This window comes from Zoogloea ramigera, assembly GCF_006539865.1.
Taxonomy (GTDB): domain Bacteria; phylum Pseudomonadota; class Gammaproteobacteria; order Burkholderiales; family Rhodocyclaceae; genus Zoogloea; species Zoogloea ramigera.
Map to the genome: position 1 here is coordinate 57,305 of NZ_BJNV01000006.1, position 19,385 is coordinate 76,689.

General features: G+C 70.0%; 11 protein-coding genes. 8 read left to right on the forward strand and 3 right to left on the reverse strand.

Annotated elements, in window-relative coordinates; all coding sequences use genetic code 11:
- The first annotated feature begins 8 nt into the window (after positions 1-8).
- The 3 genes from hrpA to ZRA01_RS02185 all read left to right on the forward strand — a co-directional run bounded on the left by hrpA (position 9) and on the right by ZRA01_RS02185 (position 5,459).
- Positions 9-4,103, forward strand: coding sequence for an ATP-dependent RNA helicase HrpA (hrpA, locus tag ZRA01_RS02175; protein WP_141349114.1), 4,095 nt, complete (start codon positions 9-11; stop codon positions 4,101-4,103).
- 141 nt (positions 4,104-4,244) lie between these two features.
- Positions 4,245-4,853, forward strand: coding sequence for a hemerythrin domain-containing protein (locus ZRA01_RS02180; RefSeq protein ID WP_141349115.1), 609 nt, complete (start codon positions 4,245-4,247; stop codon positions 4,851-4,853).
- Between the two features lie 192 nt (positions 4,854-5,045).
- Complete coding sequence (locus tag ZRA01_RS02185; RefSeq protein WP_141349116.1) at positions 5,046-5,459, forward strand: DUF4870 family protein; 414 nt, start codon at positions 5,046-5,048, stop codon at positions 5,457-5,459.
- Positions 5,460-5,806: 347 nt separating this feature from the next.
- Here the strand turns inward: ZRA01_RS02185 and ZRA01_RS02190 are convergent, their stop codons facing one another.
- Entirely contained in the window at positions 5,807-7,675 is a 1,869-nt protein-coding gene (locus tag ZRA01_RS02190; RefSeq protein WP_141349117.1) for a hybrid sensor histidine kinase/response regulator, read from the reverse strand.
- Positions 7,676-8,072: 397 nt separating this feature from the next.
- On the opposite strand from ZRA01_RS02190, the gene ZRA01_RS02195 reads away from it, so the two are divergent.
- A complete protein-coding gene (locus ZRA01_RS02195) occupies positions 8,073-8,909 on the forward strand; it encodes a tetratricopeptide repeat protein (RefSeq protein ID WP_141349118.1) in 837 nt (278 codons plus the stop codon).
- A gap of 224 nt (positions 8,910-9,133) precedes the next feature.
- On the opposite strand, the gene fusA is transcribed toward ZRA01_RS02195, so the two are convergent.
- Positions 9,134-11,185: an elongation factor G gene (gene fusA, locus ZRA01_RS02200; protein ID WP_141349119.1), complete on the reverse strand. Its 2,052-nt coding sequence runs from the start codon at positions 11,183-11,185 to the stop codon at positions 9,134-9,136.
- Positions 11,186-11,287: 102 nt separating this feature from the next.
- Positions 11,288-13,027: a SulP family inorganic anion transporter gene (locus ZRA01_RS02205; RefSeq protein WP_141349120.1), complete on the reverse strand. Its 1,740-nt coding sequence runs from the start codon at positions 13,025-13,027 to the stop codon at positions 11,288-11,290.
- Between the two features lie 298 nt (positions 13,028-13,325).
- On the opposite strand from ZRA01_RS02205, the gene ZRA01_RS02210 reads away from it, so the two are divergent.
- The 4 genes from ZRA01_RS02210 (at position 13,326) to ZRA01_RS02225 (ending at position 19,312) form a co-directional block, all read left to right on the forward strand.
- Positions 13,326-13,538: a hypothetical protein gene (locus ZRA01_RS02210; protein WP_141349121.1), complete on the forward strand. Its 213-nt coding sequence runs from the start codon at positions 13,326-13,328 to the stop codon at positions 13,536-13,538.
- Positions 13,539-13,562: 24 nt separating this feature from the next.
- On the forward strand, positions 13,563-14,756 hold the full coding sequence (locus ZRA01_RS02215; RefSeq protein ID WP_141349122.1) for a PAS domain-containing protein: 1,194 nt from the start codon (positions 13,563-13,565) through the stop codon (positions 14,754-14,756).
- A gap of 15 nt (positions 14,757-14,771) precedes the next feature.
- Positions 14,772-17,999: a PAS domain S-box protein gene (locus ZRA01_RS02220; protein WP_141349123.1), complete on the forward strand. Its 3,228-nt coding sequence runs from the start codon at positions 14,772-14,774 to the stop codon at positions 17,997-17,999.
- Positions 18,000-18,067: 68 nt separating this feature from the next.
- Positions 18,068-19,312, forward strand: a complete 1,245-nt coding sequence (locus ZRA01_RS02225) for an MFS transporter (RefSeq protein ID WP_141349124.1) — start codon at positions 18,068-18,070, stop codon at positions 19,310-19,312.
- Positions 19,313-19,385: the final 73 nt, after the last annotated feature.

A 19,385-nucleotide genomic window follows, 5' to 3' on the forward strand; every position in this document is an offset into this window, starting at 1 on the left:
ATCTCCGAATGGCTTCCCCGCAACACCGTCAAACCCCGCGAGACCCGCAAGACCCCTATTCGCTGCTCGAACACTGCCTGTCGGCCGACCGCCCGCGCCTGCGCCGTGACCTGCGCCGGCTGCCGAAGCGGCCGCGCAGCCTCGACGAGCTGCCGGAAACCCTGCGTCTGGCGATTGCCGACTCGGCCGCGAAGCTGATCGCCCGCCGCGAAGCCCTGCCCAAGCCCGACTTCCCGCCCGAGCTGCCCGTTAACCAGCGCAAGGGCGAGATCGCCGCGGCGATCCGCGACCACCAGGTGGTGATCGTCTGCGGTGAGACCGGCTCGGGCAAGACCACCCAGCTGCCCAAGATCTGCCTCGAGCTTGGCCGCGGCGTGGCCGGCCTGATCGGCCACACCCAGCCCCGCCGGATCGCCGCCCGCGCCACCGCCAGCCGCATCGCCCACGAGCTGAAGAGCGAGCTCGGCGCCACCGTCGGCTACAAGATCCGCTTCACCGACCGCATCGGCCCGCAGAGCTACATCAAGCTGATGACCGACGGCATCCTGCTCGCCGAAACCCAGGGCGACCCGCTGCTGTCGGCCTACGACACCCTGATCATCGACGAGGCCCACGAGCGCAGTCTCAACATCGACTTCCTGCTCGGCTACCTGCGCCAGCTGCTCGCCAAGCGGCCCGATCTCAAGCTGATCGTCACCTCGGCCACCCTCGACGCCGAGCGCTTCGCGCGCCACTTCGGCAGCGCCGACAAGCCCGCGCCGGTGATCGAAGTCTCCGGCCGGCTGTTCCCCATCGAGATGCGCTACCGCCCCGTCGAGCGCGACGAGCCCAAGCCGGCCCGCCCCGGCGAGCCCACGCCGCGCCCCGACAGCCGCGGGCCCGACCGCGACCTCTACGACGCCCTGGTCGACGCCGTCGACGAAGCCCAGCGCAGCGGCCCCGGCGATGTGCTGGTGTTCTTGCCCGGCGAGCGTGAGATCCGCGAGGCCGCCGAGGCCCTGCGCAAGGCCCACCACGCCGCCGGCACCGAGGTGCTGCCGCTCTTCGCTCGCCAGTCGGCCCAGGACCAGGCGCGGGTGTTTGCGCCCTCCAAGGGTCGCCGGGTGGTGCTGGCCACCAACGTGGCTGAAACCTCGCTCACCGTGCCGGGCATCCGCTATGTGGTGGATACCGGCCTCGCCCGGGTAAAGCGCTACAGCCACCGCAACAAGGTCGAGCAGCTGCAGATCGAAAAGATCGCCCAGTCGGCGGCCCGCCAGCGCGCCGGCCGCTGCGGCCGGGTGGCCGACGGCATCTGCTTCCGCCTCTACGACGAGGACGACTTCAACAAGCGCCCGGCCCACACCGACCCGGAGATCCTGCGCTCGTCGCTGGCCGGCGTCATCCTGCGCATGAAGTCGCTCAAGCTCGGCGAGGTGGCCGACTTCCCCTTCATCGACGCGCCCTTGCCGCGCATGGTGGCCGACGGCTACCAGCTGCTGGCCGAGCTTGGCGCCGTCGAAGAGGCCGAGGGCGGGGCGGTGATGAACCTCACCCCCATCGGCCGCGAGCTGGCCAAACTGCCCCTCGACCCCAAGATCGGCCGCATGATCCTCGCCGCCCGCGACCGGGGCAGCCTGGCCGAGGTGATGGTGATCGCCGCCGCGCTGTCCACGCAGGACCCGCGCGAGCGCCCGCCCGAGCGCCAGGCCGCCGCCGACCAGGCCCACGCGCGCTTTCGCGGCCCCGAGCACGAGCAGAAATCCGAGTTTTTGTGGTTCTGGAACCTCTGGAAAGCCTGGGAGGAAGTCCAGCGCCACGAAACATCCAGCAAGCAGAAGGCCTGGTGCAAGGCCAACTTCATGTCGTGGCTGCGCCTGCGCGAGTGGCGCGACGTGTTCACCCAGCTCCACACCCTGTGCGCCGAGCACGGCTGGAAGGAGAGCGACAAGCCGGCCAGCTTCGAGGCCATCCACAAGGCGCTGCTGGCCGGCCTGCTCGGCCACGTGGGCTGCAAGATCGAGGACGCCACGGGGCCGGCGGCGGGCAGCTACCTGGGTGCCCGCGGCATCAAGTTCTGGCCTCACCCGGGCTCCGCCCTCGCCAAAAAAGCCGGCAAGTGGATCATGGTGGCCGAGCTGGTGGACACCTCGCGCCTGTTCGGCCGCTGCCTCGCCCGCATCGAGCCCGAGTGGCTGGAGGAGGTGGGCGGCCACCTGCTCAAGCGGCAGGTCTCCGAGCCCCACTGGTCGAAGGCCAGCGGCGCGGTGCGCGCCTGGGAGCGCGGCACGCTGTACGGCCTCACCGTGTATCCCCGCCGCGGGGTGAGCTACCGCGAGGTCGACCCGGCCTTGTGCCGTGAGCTGTTCATCCGCGAGGGCCTGGTGCAGGGCGAGATCGCCGAGGGCCCGGCCCGCGGCATGGCCTTCCTGGCCCACAACCGGCGCCTGGTGGCCGAGATCGAGCGGCTCGAACACAAGTCGCGCCGCCCCGACGTGCTGGTGGACGAAGAGCTGATCCACGCCTTCTACGACGCCAAGCTGCCGCCCGACGTGCTCGACATCGCCAGCTTCGATGCCTGGCGCAAGGGCGCCGAGAAGCAGTCGCCCAAGCTGCTGCAGCTCAGTCGCGACCAGCTGATGCGCCACGACGCCGAGGGCATCACCACCGACCGCTTCCCGGCAAACCTGGAAGTGCTCGGCCAGAAGCTCAGGCTCACTTATCTGCACGCTCCCGGCGAGGCCGACGACGGGGTGACGCTCACCGTGCCGCTGGCGATGCTCAACCAGATCCCCGCCAACCGCTGCGAGTGGCTGGTGCCGGGCCTGCTCGAAGAAAAGGTCCATGCGCTCTTGCGCACCGTGCCGCAGAAGCACCGTCACCGCCTGCAGCCGATGGTCGACAGCGCCGCCGACTTCATGGCTCGTTTTGATGCCGGCGAGTTCGACCAGGACGAGCCGCTAATCAAGATGCTCCAGCGCTTCGTCGAGGAGCGGGTGTCGCTCAAGCTGCCGATGGAGAGCTTCCGCGCCGAGAACCTCAACCCGCACTGTTTCATGAACTTCCGGGTGCAGGACGAGCACGGCCGTATCGTCGGCCAGTCGCGCAACCTGGCCGAGCTGCGCACCAAGTACCGCGACCAGGTGGCGGCGCGCTTCCAGTCGGCCCGCATCGTGCCGGCCGACGCCCCGGCGCCGAAGAAGGGCACCCCCGAGGCGAAGAAGGCGGAGCAGCCCAAGGCGCCCGGCACGTCCAACGCCGCCGAGCCCCGGCTCGCCGGCTTCACCGGCTGGAGCTTCGGCCCGCTGCCGGAGCTGCTCGAGGTGAAGGTTGCCGGCCGCGAGATCGTCGGCTTCCCGGCCCTGCATGACGACGGCAGCAGCGTCTCGCTGCGCCCCTTCGACACGCCTGAAGAGGCGGCCAAAGTCCATCGCGGCGGCCTGGCGCGTCTCTTCGCGCTGGAGCTCTCGGCCCAGGTGAAGGCCATCGAGAAGCTGCCGGGCATCCGCGAACTGGCGCTGCAGTTCATCAGCTACGGCAACGAGGCCGAGCTGAAGGCCCAGCTGGTCACTGCGACGCTGGAGCGCTGCTGCCTGCTCGAACCGCTGCCCGTTGACGCCGACAGTTTTGCCAAGCGCTGCCAGGAGGCCAAGCCGCGGATCACCCTGGTGGCCCAGGAGCTGATGCGCCTCACTGGCCAGCTGATCGCCGAGCACGCCACCCTCGTCAAGCGTGTCGCCGGCCTCAAGACCTTCCCCGAGGTGGTCGCCGACATCAACGCCCAGGTGGCCCGGCTGATGCCGAAGAACTTCCTGGTGGCGCTGCCCTACGAGCGCATCGCCCAGATCCCGCGCTACCTCAAGGCGGCCACCGTGCGCATCGACAAGCTGCGCACCAACCCCGCCCGCGACGGCGAGCTGATGGCCGACTGGAAGCGCCTCGCCCAGCCCTTCGAGCGCGAGTGGCTCGCCAAGGCCAAGGCCGGCGTCACCGATCCGCAGCTCGAGGAGTTCCGCTGGCTGCTCGAGGAGCTGCGCGTCGGCTTGTTCGCCCAGGAACTCAAGACGCCGATGCCGGTGTCGGTGAAGCGCCTGCAGAAGATCTGGGACAGCCGCCCGCGCTAAGCCCGTCGGCCCGGCTGCACGCCCCGATCCGGGGGCGCCCGCTGCGTTGATGGGCGTCAATTTAATGGCCAACCAAGGTGCATACGATGTCGTCCCTGGAGGTCGGCATCTGCTCCTCCCAATCACCCGGGAGGGAGCGCCATGTCATTCCTAGATCGCCTGTTCGGGCGACGCGAGCCCGAGGCCGCGTCGCCCCCCAAAAAGTCGGCTCCGCCCTCGAAGTCGGCCCAGCCCGCCAGGCCGGCGCAGCGCCAAAAGCCGGCCCAGCTGCCCAAGCCGGCGCCAGCTGCCGCCCCGGAGCGGCCGGCGATGGCGCCGGGCACCCGCATCGCCCACCACTTCGAGCTGATCGCCCAGCTCGAACAGGATCACCGCGACCTCCTGCGCATCTACTCCGGGCTGCGCCGGGCCAGCGACGCAGGCAGGATGCAGGAAGCCGGCGAGCAGCTGGAGACCTTCCGCCACGCCCTGCAGGGCCACCTGCTCAAGGAGAACGTGAAGCTCTACGTCTATCTCGAGCACACGCTGGCGGCGGATGCCACCAGCCATGAGCTGATGCACGGCTTCCGCCACGAGATGGACCGCATCGGCAAGGCGGTGATGGTTTTCCTCGACCGCTACCGGGACCTGGCCGGCCATCCGGAATGGAAGGACGACTTCGCCCGGGAGCTCGACGGTATCGGCAAGGTGCTGGTGGAGCGGATGCGCAACGAGGAGAGCAATCTCTACCCCCTCTACGGCCCGCCCTGAGCGTCCCCAGGCCTCGCCCAGCCCGCCGCCCGTGGGGGGCACGGAGGCTCGGGGCGGCCCTGCGGGCCTTGAGCGCAGCAGGTGGGCCGCGGAACACCCCGGCGGTGTGATTTCCCCGGGTGCTCCGCAGCGCTGGTGAATTGCCCGGCCCGGGGCGATACTGGGGGACGCAATCTTGAGCCGGGAACCCCCATGAGCGATCTTCAAGAACTTCCCCGGGTGCAGCCGGTGGACCCTTCCCTGGTCCGCTGGACTCACGTGATCTATGGCCTGCACGCCGTCGCGGTGCTGGTCGGCGTCGCCTCGGCGGCGGCCACGGTGGCGGGCGGCTTCGTGTTCGGTCTGCCCTCGCTGGCGGCGGTAGTGCTCAATTACCTGAAGCGCGGCGAGGTGGCCGGCACGTGGCTGGAGAGCCACTTCCGCTGGCAGATCCGCACGTTCTGGTTCACGCTGCTGTGGCTGGTGCTGTCCTTCCTGGTGATGCTCACCATCATCGGCATCCCGATCGCGGCCTGGGTGATGATCCCGGTGCTCGGGCTGTGGGTCGGCTACCGGGTGCTGCGGGGCTGGCTGGCGCTCTCCGGGGAGCGGCAAGTCGGCGTCTGACGGCCCCCCGCTGCGGGGCTGTGGCTTATCCCCGTCCGGGGTGATCAAGCTTGTGGATAAGCTGTGAGGGGTGTTGCGAGTGGGCTGATCTGCAAGGATTTTTTGGGTTTGCTCAATTTTTGTGCAGATGCCGCCAGTGGCTGCAGTGGCGGAGGTTTGTGCGTGTGCGGCCTCGGCACAGGGGCCGTGGGGCTTCCGTGCCCCAGCTGTCGACAAAGTCGGTGCGGGGTTTATCCCCGCCCGGCGTGGTCAAGCCTGTGGATAAGCTGTGAGGGGTGTTGCGAGCCGGCTGATCTGCAAGGGTTTTTTAGGTTTGCTCAATTTTTGTGCAGGTACCGCCGGCGGCCTCAGTTGCACAGGGCCTGCAGGGCTTCCACGTCCCAGCGGTCGGCGAGGGCGAGTACCTTTCGGGCGAAGGCGTCATGCTCGGGGGTTTGGGCCGCCAGCGCTTCGGCCCACTCGACGAGGTCGGTGAGGGCGCCCAGCTCGATGAGGGCGCGCATCCGGGCCAGGGTTGCGGCGTCCGGGCGGGGGGCCGGCGCGGCTGGCGGCTCGGCGGGGGCGGGCGCCAGCAGGCCGGCCAGGGCCGCCCGGAGTCTGGCCGGGGTCACGGGTTTGTGCAGGCGGGCGTCGAAGGCGCTGTCGGTACCCCCGGCGTCCGGCGCCTGGGCGCTCAGCAGCACCACCGGCACGCCGGGCCAGCGCGCCCTGACCGCGGCGCACACCGCGTGGCCGTCGGCGCCGGGCATCATCAGGTCGGTCAGCACGAGGCAGGGGGCGGCGGCATCGGCCGCGCCGATACGCTCGATGAAGGCCTGGCCGTCTTCGGCGCAGGCCACCACGAAGCCGGCGTTTTCAAGGATGTCGACCAGCTGGCCACGGGTCTCCGCCGCGTCTTCCACCACCCACAGGCGCCGCCCGCCGCCGAAGGGCGCCGGCAGCGCTTCTTCGTGCGGCTGGCGGGCCTCGATGTCGCCCTCGCTGCCGAGCTTGAGCGGAATGGCGAGCCGGATCCGGGTGCCGACGCCCAGGGCGCTGTCGAGCTGCAGGCTGCCGCCCAGCCGCTTGATCCACAGGTCGACGATGGGCAGGCCGAGCCCGGTGCCTTCGATGCGGCGGCTGTCGCCACAGCGGAAGAAGGGCTCGAACACCCGCGGCAGGTCGTCGGCGGAGATCCCGCAGCCGGTGTCGCGCACCTCGATCTGCAGCATCACGCCGCCGGCCGGGGCGCCATCGGTGCTGTGGCCGACGGTCAGCTCGATGCTGCCCTGGCGGGTGACCTTGGCGGCGTTCTCGATGAGGTTGCCGACGATCTGCTGCACGCGCCGGGCATCCATCCAGACCACGCCGGGCAGCCCGTCGCGCCGCTGCAGCACGAAGCGGTTGTGGTTGCGCCTGGCCAGCATGGTGGCCTCATGGGCGAGACGCTCGATGAACTCGGGGAGGCGTTGGGGGCGGGCGTCGATCTCGTCCCGCAGCGAGCCGCTGGCATATTCGACGAGGTCGTTGATGAGGGTGAGCATGTGGTCGGCGCTGTGCCGGATGATCTGTCCATGCTGCCCGGCCGTACCGCCGCAGCCCTGCAGCAGTTGGGCGTAGCCGATGATGGAGGTGAGCGGCGCCCGCAGGTCGTGGCTGGCGCGGGCCAGGAAATCGGTTTTGGCCCGGTCGGCGGCGTTGGCGCGCAGCACGGCGTCGCGCAGGTGCTGCTTGCTCTGGCGGAGGGCGGCGATGGTCTGGCGGTGCCGGGCGGTTTCGTGGATCAGCGAGAGGTTGCTCTCGATGATCCGGCGGGCCAGCCCGAGCTGCTTGTCGATGGCTTCCGAGTAGTGGTTTTCGGCTCGGTCGAGGATGCACAGGGTGCCGAAGGGCACGCCGTCCGGCCACAGCAGTGGGTAGCCCAGGTAGGAGATCATGCCCAGGCGGAGGTCCGGGTTGTGGTCCCAGTTCGGGTCGGTGAGCGCATTGGCGACGTGCAGCCGGTCGCGGGTGGCGATCACGTGTTCGCAGTAGAGGCCGGTGCACAGGTTTTCCCGCTCGCCGGGGTGGTAGGGCGAGTCGCTGCCGTCGGAGACCAGCACCTCGATCTGGCTCGGGTGCACCCGCATGATGAGCGCGGCGGGCACCCCGCAGTCGACGCTCACGAGGCTCATCAGCTCCTGCCACTGGGCAAGCAGGAAATCGGGTACTTCGGGGTAGGCGGCAGGTGGGGACATTGCTTGTGGGGAGGAGGGCGCGGGGCCTGAATTTAGCAGATCGCCCCCGGGGGCGAGGGTTCAAGTCCGACTTGAACCCCCAGGGCTCCGACTTGAACTTTCAAAGCGCTGACTTGAACCATTGCAGCTTCGACTTGAACTTTCGGCGCCCGGACTTGAACGATTTCAAGTTTGACTTGAACCATCGAAGCCAGCACTTGAACTGTTTCAAGTCAGACTTGAACTCTCAGAGCCTAGACTTGAAGTATTGCTGCCTGGACTTGAACCGCTTCAAGTCCGACTTGAACCCGCCCGCCTCGAGGCCTTGAAGAGGTGTCAGGAACGCGCCGCGGCGGCGTTGTCCGATCGGCTCGCTTGCCGGGATAATCGCGACTTCATCACCCGCTGCGAGCCTCCGATGCCCCACGCTTACGACATCACCGAAGCCGATTTCGACACCGCCGTGCTGGCCCGCTCCCGTGAGGTGCCGGTGCTGGTGGATTTCTGGGCCCCCTGGTGCGGGCCGTGCCGCAGCCTCAAGCCCCTGCTCGAGAAGCTCGCCGGCGAGTATGGCGGGCGCTTCGAGCTGGCCAAGCTCAACTCGGACGAGGCGCCGTCGGTGTCGGCCCGCTACGCGGTGCGCAGCATCCCGGCGGTCAAGCTGTTCGTCGATGGCGAGGTGGTGGATGAGTTCACCGGCGCGCTGCCGGAGGGCCAGTTGCGGGCCTTCCTGGACGCCCGCCTGCCCGACGAGGCCGAAAAATTGCGCCGGCAGGCGGCCACCCTGGCCGACCCGCTGGCCCGGGCCGAGCTGCTCAACCAGGCGGCGGATCTCTCCGGCGGTCGGCCGGAGATCGTGCTCGACCTCGTCGCCGCGCTCCTCGACGCGGGCCTCGCCGACTACGCCGCGGCCGGCCTGGATTCCATCGAGCCCCGGGAACGGGATGAGGCTTGGCTGAAATTGAAGGCCCGGCTGGATCTCGCCCGCGGCCCGGGCGACGTGGACGAAGCCGCGCTGGACGCCCGCATCACCGCCGACCCGAAGGACTTCGAGGCCCGCTTTGCACTGGCCACGCTGCACGCCCAACGCCAAGCCTGGAGCGCCGCCTTCGCCCAGCTGCTGGAGATCGTGCTGCGCGACAAGGCCGACGCCCGCAAGCAGGCGCGGGACAAGCTGGTGGAGTGGTTCCCGCTATGCCCCGACCCGAAGGCGGTGATGAACGCCCGGCGGGAACTGTCGATGTATTTGAATTAGGGAGTGGGTAATGGGTAATGGGTAATGGGTAATGGGAAGTGGGAAGTGGGAAGTGGGGGGGCGGGGATCGACGGGCCTTGCTTTTTCTGCACCCGGGTTCTGGCCCGGTGAGGAAAGGGCAGGGGGGCTGCCCAGCCCGTCTCCCGTCTTAATGCCCGGCCGGTAGTGGGGAGTGTCCGCGGGATCAAACCCCCACTTCCTACTCCCCATTTCCCACTATCCAATCACTGTTCGCCGCCGCGCTTGCCCACGTGTTCCTTGGCCAGGCGTTGCTGGACCTCGAAGGGCGCGGGTTCGTAGTGGCTGAAGGCGATGCTGCAGCTGCCGTCGCCGCCGCTGATGGACTTGAGGCGGGACTCGAAGCCGTCCATCTCGGCCATCGGCACCTGGCTGGTGATCTCGGTCCAGCCGGGTTGCGGGCTGTCGGTGCCGGTGACGCGGCCGCGGCGGCCGGAGAGTTCGGCGCTGATGCCGCCGAAGTGCTCGTCGGCGACCCGCACCGAGAGGGTGATCAGCGGCTCCAGCACGATCGGCTTGGCGGCCTGGGCGGCCTCCTGCACCGCGTGGCGGGCAGCGGTGACGAAGGAGATCTCGTTGGAGTCGACCGCGTGGTGCTTGCCGTCGAAGACCACCACCCGCACATCCTGCAGCGGGAAGCCCGCCAGCACGCCCTCTTCGAGCGCCTGCATGACGCCCTTCTCGACCGCCGGCATGTAGTTGCCGGGGATCGTGCCACCCTTCACCTCGTCGGCAAACTGCACGCCGGCGCCGCGCTCGAGGGCCTCGACCCGCAGCGCCACTTCACCAAACTGACCGGCGCCGCCGCTCTGCTTTTTATGGCGATAGCGGGACTCAGCGGTGCCGGCGATGGTCTCGCGGTAGGGGATGGCCGGCGGGCGGGTGCCGAGGCTGAGGTTCCAGCGGCTCTTTAGGATTTCCAGCACCGACTTGAGGTGCACCTCGCCGAGGCCGCGGATGACGGTTTCCTTGGCCTGCATGTCGCGCTCGACGCTGAGGCAGGGGTCTTCGTCGAGGAGGCGGTGGAGGGCCTCCGAGAGGCGCTGCTCGTCGCCGTGCTTTTCGGGCAAGAGCGCGAGGCCGAACACGGCCTGCGGGTAGCGCGGCCGGGCCACGTGGAAGTGGTCTTCGTCGTGGGAATCATGGAGCACCGCGTCGCGGTGGATTTCGTCGATGCGCGCTACCGCGCAGATGTCGCCGGGGATGCCGACGTCGATCTCGGTCTGATTTTTACCCTGCACGCGCAGCAGGTGGCCGACCTTGAAGGGCTTGCGGGCGTCGCCGATGAAGAGCTGGGTGTTGGGCGTGACGGTACCCTGGTGGATGCGGAACAGGCCCAGCTTGCCGCGGAAGGGGTCGTTGCTGACCTGGAAGACGTGGGCGATGACGTGCTGGTCGGCGTCGGTGGTGGCGCTGACCGCCTGGGCGGCCGGGCCCTCGCCCTTCAGGAACTGGGGCGGGTTGCCTTCGGTGGGGTCGGGCAGCAGGCGGCCCATGATGTCGAGCAGCTCGGTGATGCCGGCGCCCGTGCGGGCCGAGGTGAAGCACACCGGGATCAGGTGGCCTTCGCGCAGGGATTGCTCGAAGGGGTCGTGGAGCTGCTCGGGCTGCAGCGATTCGCCCTGCTCGAGGTAGAGGGCCATCAGGTCTTCGTCCACCTCGACCACCTGGTCGACGATCTGGTCGTGGGCTTCGCGCACGCTGGAGAAGGCCGGCACGGCGTCGTAGTCGGGCGTGAAGAAGCAGTCGATGACCCGCTCGCCGCCGGCGGTGGGCAGGTTGATCGGCAGGCATTCCTTGCCGAAGGCGGCGCGAAGGCGCTCCAGCAGCGCGGCGAAGTCGACGCCCGGCGCGTCGATGCGGTTGACGACGATCATCCGGCATTTCTCGGCGGCGGCGTCCATTGCCTTGCGGGTGACGGTCTCGACGCCGGCGGCGGCATTGACCACCACCACCGCGGTTTCGACCGCCGGCAGCGTGGCCAGCGCGCGGCCGAGGAAGTCGGGCATGCCCGGGGTGTCGAGCACGTTTACCCAATGGCCGGCCCATTCGAGGTGGGCGAGGCTGGGGTTGAGGGAGTGGCCGGAGGTTTTTTCCTGGGGGTCGTAATCGCTGACGGTGTCGCCCTTCTCGACCGAGCCGGCGGCGTCGATGGCGCCGGCGGCAAGCAGCAGGCGCTCGAGGAGCGTGGTCTTGCCGCTGCCGGACTGGCCGAGGAGGGTTAGGTTACGGATGTCGCGGACCGAGGTCGGTGTCATGCTTGCTCCCTTGCAGTAGTTATTCTGAAAGCTGAAAGCCTGAAACAGAAGTATCTGCCTCGAAAACCGCCGGAACAACGATCCAGGTCAACAAAGACGCGCCTACCACTCCAGCCCGCGGCGGACCGGAGGCGGTGGCGGCGCGGCGCCTAGCAGGGGCAGCAGGTGGGGCAGGGCGTCGTCCTCGTGGCGGTAGGCGGCGTGGGGGCCGAGCTCGGCCCACAGGCCGGTGCGCTCGAGCACGTCGATGACCTGCTTCTTGAGCCCGCAGCAGGCCAGCCGCCGCCCGCCCGCTGCCAGCTGGCGGCGCAGCCGGCGCAGGGTGTCGATGCCGCTGGCGTCGATATCGTTGATGCCCGCCGACGAGATCAGCAGCACCTTGAGCTGAGGGTGGTCGCGCTCGACGGCCAGCACCGCGTCCTCGAAGGTGGCGGCGTTCACAAAATGCAGCGGGCCGTCGAAGCGCAGGATGGCGAGGCCCGGGTGGGCCGCCGGCAGGCCGAAGCGGCGGGCGTCGCGCCAGGTGCCGTCCGGGTGGCGGCCCAGCACCGCGACCCGGGGCCTCATGCTGCGGTAGATGAGCAGCGCGAGGGACAGCAGCAGGCCCGACAGGATGCCGATCTCGATGTGCGGCGCGAAGGCCAGGGTGGCGACGAAGCTCACGGTGCCGGCCAGGCCGTCGTCCCGGCTGCTGCGCCAGGCCTCGCGCAGCGGCGCGATGCTGAGCAGCTTCGCCACGGTGACCAGGATCACCGCGGCCAGCAGCGGGCGCGGGATGTGGGCGATCAGCCCGGGGATCGCCAGCAGCGCGGCGAGCACCATCAGCGCGCCGATCACCGAGGCCAGGCCAGTGCGCGCGCCGGCACCCAGCAGGAAGGCCGAGCGCCCGAAGGAGCCGCTCACCGGGTAGGCCTGGCACACCGCGGCGGTGAGCTTGGCGAGGCCCTGGCCGATGAGCTCCTGGTTGCCGTCCCAGCGCTTGCCGGTGCGGGCCGCGGCGATCTTGCAGCTCGACATCGCCTCGAGAAAGCTCACCAGCGCCAGCACGAAGGCGGCCGGCAGCAGGTCGGTGATCTGGCGCCAGTCGGTGGCCGGCAGCGCGAGGGCGATGACCTGCTCCGGCAGCGCACCGACCACCTTGCCGCCGGATGCCTCGAAGCCGCCGAACCAGGCCGCCGTGCCGAGCCCGGCGATGACCAGCAGCATGCCCGGCCAGCGGGGCGCAAGGCGGTTGAGGAGCATCAGCAGCACGATGGCCGCCGTGCCGAGGGCGAGGGACGGCAGATGGGTGCCCGGCAGGCTGCCGGCGAGGTGGGCCAGGCCTTCGGCAAAGGGCAGCTGGCCGGCGCCGTTGATGCCCAGCAGGGCCGGCAGCTGGGCCAGGCAGATCAGCACCGAGCAGGCGTTGATGAAGCCGTGGAGCACCGGGTGCGACAGCAGATCGGCAAAGTGGGCCAGCCGCAGTACGCCAAACGCCAGCTGGAGCAGGCCGGAGAGCAGCGCCAGCTGCACCGCCAGCACCAGCCAGGTGTCGGAGCCGGGCAGGGCCAGGGGCGCCAGCGCGGCGGCGGTGAGCAGGCTGGTGAGGGCCACCGGCCCGGTGTTGAGCTGGGGCGACGAGCCGAACAGGGCCGCCACGATGCTCGGCAGCAGCGAGGCGTACAGGCCCACGTAGGCCGGCAGCCCGGCCAGCTGGGCGTAGGCGAGGGCCTGGGGGATCGCCACCAGCGCCACCGTCACGCCGGCCAGCAGGTCGGTGCGCAGGGTGGCGGCGTCGAGCTGGCGGCGCCAGGCAAGAAAGGGCAGCAGACGGCGCAGCAGGCGTTGGGTGGCGAGGGGCATGGCAGGGGCGCGTGGTCGGCGGTGGGCGGCCGGGCCGGCCGGCGCGCATCCGCCGGCTCGGGCAAGGGCCGAAGTTTAGCCCGCCACGCGCCGGCGGGCACCTGGGCCGGGCAGGAGGGGGTTAAAGATGTGGCGGTGGCGGTCGATAAGTGTCGTGCGTCGTTTGCCACCCGATCCGGAACGTTCCATTGTTTATCCTTCGGTTTCCTCTGTCCCTGTCCTTGCCTGTATCGTGGGGAGGTGAGGTCGTGACGCGGCAGTCCGCGGTGATGGCGACGGCAGAGGGAGGAGTGGGGCTGTGAGTTCTCGGGTGACCGGGGTGGTGCTGATCTATGCGCTGTTTGCCGCCGGGTGGATTCTTTTTTCCGACAGCCTGGTCGCCCTGCTGCTGACCGACCCCGAGTATGTGCTGATCGCCAGCACCCTGAAGGGCTGGGCCTTCGTGGGGGTGACCTCGCTGCTGCTGTGGGGCCTGCTGCGCCGGTTTCCCGGCCACACGGCCCAGGCGTAGGTCGAGGCCGGCAGCCTGCGCACGGTGTTGCCGCCGTTTGCCTTTCTGGCGCTGGGGGTGGTGGCGCTGGGCGCGGCCGGTGTGGTGATGACCGTCCACGAACACAGCGCGCTGGAGGGCCGCCGCCTCGAGGCCGTCGCCGATCTGAAGGTCGGGCAGATCACCCGCTGGCTCGACGAAAGGCGGGCCGACGCGCTGGCCGCCGTAGCCCAGGCCAATATCCTCCTCCCCCGCGAGACGGAGCTGCGCAGCCAGGATCTGGCGGCCCAAGCCAAGGTGACGGCGTTTCTCGAGGGGGTCCGCAGGCCCTACCGCTACCAGCGGGTGGCCTTGCTGGATATGGATGGACGGGTGGTGCTGAGCAGCGACGGCGACTTCGAGCCCGCTGCGCCGCTACGGGATGCCGTCCGCCTTTCCCTGCGCGAGGGCCGGCCGATCGAGACCCCCTTTTATCGCGCCGGCGACCAGAAGGACGCGGTGACCAGCCTGGATTTCGTGGCCCCCTTGCGCAGCGAGGCCGGTACCGCGCCGATGGCGATCGTCCTGCAGGCCGACCCGGAGAGCGAGCTGTTCAAGTATGTGCAGGACTGGCCGGCGCCGAGCCGGACCGCCGAGACCCTACTGCTCCGCCGTGACGGTGCCGACCTGCAGTCCATCACGCCGCTGCGCCACGGCACGGGCGCCGCCCTGGGCGACCGGATCGCCCTCAGCCGGACTGACATGCTGGGGGTGATCGTCGCCGAGAACCCCGCCCGCCGTGGCGTGGCCATCACCGCCAGAGATTACCGCGGCGAAGCGGTGCTGGGGGTGGGCCGTGATGTGCCGGGCTCCGAGTGGCTGCTGGTGGTCAAGGTGGACGAGGCCGAGCTTTACGACGAATCCCGCTCCCAGGTGCTGTGGATCAGCGCGGCGGCGGCTTTTGCGCTGTTTTCGACCGTCGGCGTCGGGGTGTGGTTGTCCCAGCGGCGGGCCCTGCTGCTGAGCCTGCAGCGGGAAGAGGCCCAGGGCCGGCAGCTGCGCGAGCTGCAACTGCTCGACGCGATCGCCGAAGGCTCCAGAGACCTCATGTACGCCAAGGGCCTGGATGGGCGCTACACCTTCCTGAACCGGGCCTATAGCCAGCTCCACGGCCTGGCCAGCGCAGACATGCTGGGCCAGACCGACGAGGCCCTGTTCCCGCCGGCCCAGGCGGAGCGGGCCCGCCAGGCGGAGCGGTAGGCCGTCGCGGCAGGGGTGGAGTCCACCCGCGAGGAGGTGCTCGACACGCCCGGCGGCGCGCGGGTGATGCTCACCACCCGGGGGCCGCTGTTCGGGATCGACGGGCGCCCGGCCGGGGTGTTCGGCATTGCCCGCGACATCACCGCCCTGCGTCAGGATCAGGAAGCCCTGCGGGCGCGGGAGGAGATCTACAGCGCCATCGTCAACCAGGCGGTCGATGGCATGGTGCTGCTCGACCTGCAGACGCTGCGCTTCACCGAATTCAACGATGCGGCCTGCGCGGGCCTGGGCTATTCCCGCGACGAGTTCGCCCGGCTGACCCTGCGCGACATCAAGCCCCCGGACCTCATCGACGAGACCGAGGCGCGGATCGAGGCGCTGAGGCGGGGCGAGCAGCTGCCGCCCTTCGCGAGCCGCCACCGCTGCGCCGACGGCAGCGTGCGCGATGTGGAGCTGAGCTACCGGGCGCTGGATATCCGCGGCCGTCGCTACCTTGCCGGGGTGTGGCGCGACACCACCGCCACGCGCGCCACCGACGAGCAGTTGCGCAAGCTCTCCCAGGCCCTCGCGCAGAGCCGCGTCAGCGTGATCATCACCAACACCGACGGCATCGTCGAGTACGTGAACCAGGCCTTTGCCGACAGTTCGGGTTATTCCATCGCCGAGTCGCTGGGGCAGCGGGCGGGCTTCCTCCGCTCCGGCCAGACCCCGCGGGAAACCTACGTCTCCCTGTGGTCTGCCCTGCGTGCCGGGCAGGCGTGGGAGGGCGAGTTCTACAACCTGCGCCGGGATGGCCGCGTGGTGGTGGAGTTTGCGCGGATCTCGCCGGTCATCCAGGCCGACGGGCGCACCACCCATTACCTGAGCGTCCAGGAGGACATCACCGAGCGCAAGCGCGCCGAGGCCGAGCTGGCTCGCTACCGGGACCAGCTCGAGGAGCGGGTGGCCGAGCGCACCCGCCAGCTCGAGGCCGCCAACCGGGTGCTCTCCGAACGCTCGGTCGAGCTGGAGGCGGCCCGCGAGGCCTCCGACATGGCCAACCGCGCCAAGAGCGTCTTCCTGGCCAACATGAGCCACGAGATCCGCACGCCGATGAACGCGATCATCGGGCTCACCCACCTGCTGCGCCGCAGCGTCTCCGGCGACGAGGCCCAGGGGCGCCTGGTCAAGGTGGGTGACGCGGCGGAGCACCTGCTCACCATCATCAACGACATCCTCGACATCTCGAAGATCGAGGCCGGCCGCCTCACCCTCGACGAGACCGATTTCCGCCTCGAGGACGTGGTGCGCAAGGCCTGCGCGCTGATCGCCGACAAGGCTGGCCAGAAGGGGCTGGAGGTCGTCGTCGACGTCGCCGACGTGCCGGACATGCTCCAGGGCGACCCGACCCGCCTGAGCCAGATGCTGCTCAACTACCTGGGCAACGCGGTCAAGTTCACCGAAAAGGGGATGGTGCTGCTCCGTGCCCGCATCGACGCCGAGGATGAGACCACCTTGCAGCTGCGTTTCGAGATCGTCGACACCGGCATCGGCATCGAGCCCGAGGCCCTGGCGCGCCTCTTCAGGCCCTTCGAGCAGGCCGACGCCTCCACCACCCGGCGCTTCGGCGGCACCGGGCTGGGCCTCGCCATCACCGCCCACCTTGCGCGCCTGATGGGCGGCGAGGCCGGCGCCGACAGCATCCTGGGCCAGGGCAGCCGCTTCTGGTTCACGGTGCGCCTGGCCCGGAACACCGCGGCGGCCCGCGCGGCCTACCTGCTGCCGTCGCTGCGGGTGCTGGTGGTCGACGACCTGGGGGCCTCGCGGGATGCGCTCGGCGCCATGCTCCGCGCCCTCGGGGCGAGGGTGGCGCTGTGCGCGTCCCAGGCTGAGGCGCTGGCCCTGCTGAAGGCCGCCGACGCCGGCAGCGAGCCCTTCGAGCTGGTGCTCCTCGATGCGGGCATCAGCGGCCTCGACGATGCCCTCGTCGACTGCCAGGCAGTCCTGCATGGTCTGACCCACGTACCCCGCTGTATCCTGCTACCCGTCGGCGACGACTCCCGGGCCCGGGAGAGGGCGCGGGCGAGAGGGGTTGCGGGCGTGCTGCCCAAGCCGGTGACCCTGTCCAGCCTGCACGGCAGCATCCTGTCGGTGCTCCGCCGGGGAGCCGGGCCCGACACCACGCCGGTGGCCCGGCTACCCGACGACGAAGCCACGCTGGTCCGCATCCACCACGGGGAGCGCGTGCTCCTCGTCGAGGACAGCCCGATCAACCGGGAGGTGGCGGTGTCCCTGCTCGAGAGCGCCGGCCTGCGGGTCGACCTCGCCGGCAACGGGGCGGAGGCCGTCGAAAAAGCCTGCGCCACCGATTACGACCTGATCCTGATGGACATGCAGATGCCCGTGATGGACGGCCTCGAAGCGACACAGGCGATCCGGCGGAGTGGCCGGACGCAGGTGCCCATCGTCGCCATGACCGCCAACGCGTTTGGCGAAGACCGACAACGTTGTCTGGATGCAGGAATGAACGATCACCTTCCCAAACCGGTCGATCCGGCCATGCTCTACTCCAAGCTCCTGCAGTGGTTGCCCGAGGGCCAGGCGGTGGCGGACGCCCCCGCTGCACCCGCCGCCGGCACGGACATCCGCAGCCTGCTCGACCAGGTGCCGGGCCTCGACGCGGCCTACGGGCTCAAGAACCTCCGCGGCCGTGTCCCCAACTACCTGCGCCTCCTGCGCAAGTATGCCGACGGCCACGCCGACGACGGCGGGCGGATCCGGGCCGGGCTGGCGGCCGGCAACATGGACGAGGTCCGCCGGCTCGCCCATTCCCTCAAGGGCGTCGCCGGGATGATTGGCGCCACCGGTGTTCAGGGCCTGGCTGCCGAACTCGAGGCGGCCATCCGCGAGGCGCTCGACGCCGCCACCATCGAGGCACGCCTGGCCGCCGTCGAGGAGGCCCAGGCCGCCACGGTGGCCGCCATCTACCGCCTGCCCGACGCCGACGCCGTGGCCGCCGCCCAGGACGCCGCAGCGAGCGCCGCCGCGCCGGACGAAGCCGCCCAGGCCGCGGCGGCAGAAGAAACCCTGCGGCGTATCGAGGCCTTGCTCGGTGAAGGCAATGTGCTGGTGATGAAGCAGGCCCGGGAGGCCGCGCCGCTCATCCGCAGCGCCCTCGGCGACGCCGCCGCGGGCTTCGAGCAGGCCCTCGCCGCCTACGACTTTCCGGCGGCCCTGGCCTGTCTGCGTAGCCGTAAGCCCTGATTGACTTGGCGTCGCCCCTGCGGGATGCTGCTCGGCCCTGAAAGCCCGACAGCATTCCGCGGTACGCCATGACCTCCCACCCGACCCCATCCGCCTCCGCCTCGCCCGCCGCCTCGTTCTGGCTGCTGGTGCTCGCCGCCGCCAGCGTGTTGATGGTGACGATGGGCGTGCGGATGACCCTCGGGCTCTACGTGGCACCCATCAACCAGGCCACCGGCCTCGGCATCGCCGGCATCAGCTTCGCGCTGGCCGTCTCCCAGATCATGTGGGGCGTGTCGCAGCCGCTTTTCGGCGCGGTGGCCGACCGCTATGGGCCGGGAGGCTCGCTGTTTGCCGGTGCCGCGATGATGGCCGTCGGCCTGGCGCTCACGCCCTTTGTCGACAGCCGGCTGGGGCTCACCCTGTGCCTCGGCGTGCTGGTGGCCGCGGGCGCCGGCGCCGGCAGCTTCTCGGTGCTGCTGGGGGCCGTCGCGGCGCGCCTGCCGGCCGACCGGCGGGCCTTTGCGTCGGGCTTCATCAACGCCGGCGGCTCCTTCGGGCAGTTCGTCTTCGCGCCGCTGTCGCAATGGCTGATCGCTGGTTTCGGTTGGGTCACGGCGCTGTTCGGCCTGGCGGCGGTCACGCTGCTGACGATTCCGCTGGCCTGGCCGCTGCGCCACAAGGCCGAGCACCCGGAAGGTGGCGCGGCGGTGAGCGGCGGCATGGGGGAGCAACTCCGCGTTGCTTTTGGCGATCGCAGCTACTGGTGCCTGCACGCGGGCTTCCTCACCTGCGGCTTTCACATCGCCTTTCTGGCCACCCACCTGCCCGGTGCGGTGGACCTGTGCGGCCTGCCGGGCAGCGTGTCGGCCAACTCCCTGGCGCTGATCGGGCTGGCCAACATCGTCGGCGGCCTCGCCGCGGGCTGGGCCTGCCAGCGCTACCGCATGAAGTGGCTGCTGTTCGGGATGTACGCCTCGCGGGCGGTGATGGTGGGGCTCTACCTGGTGGCGCCCAAGACCGACCTGACCTTCTACCTGTTTGCCTTCGGCCTCGGCCTCACCTGGCTGGCCACGGTGCCGCCCACGGCGGGCCTGGTGGGCAAGCTGTTCGGGCTGCGCTACCTGGGCACCCTGTTCGGGCTCACGCTGCTGTCCCACCAGATCGGGGCGTTTTTTGGCGCCTGGCTGGGCGGCCTGGCGCTGGTCGAGTTCGGCAACTACGACAGCATGTGGATCGCCGACATCGTGCTGGCCAGCCTGGCCGCATTGATCAACGTGCCGATCCGCGAGGCCTCGCCGGCTGCCACGGCCACCGCCTGCGCGGCGCGCTGATCGCCCCCAGGGCCGGGCTCGGCCCAGCCAGGAGATTCAAGGAAACTTGGGGCGGCCCTGCGTTTCCTTGAGA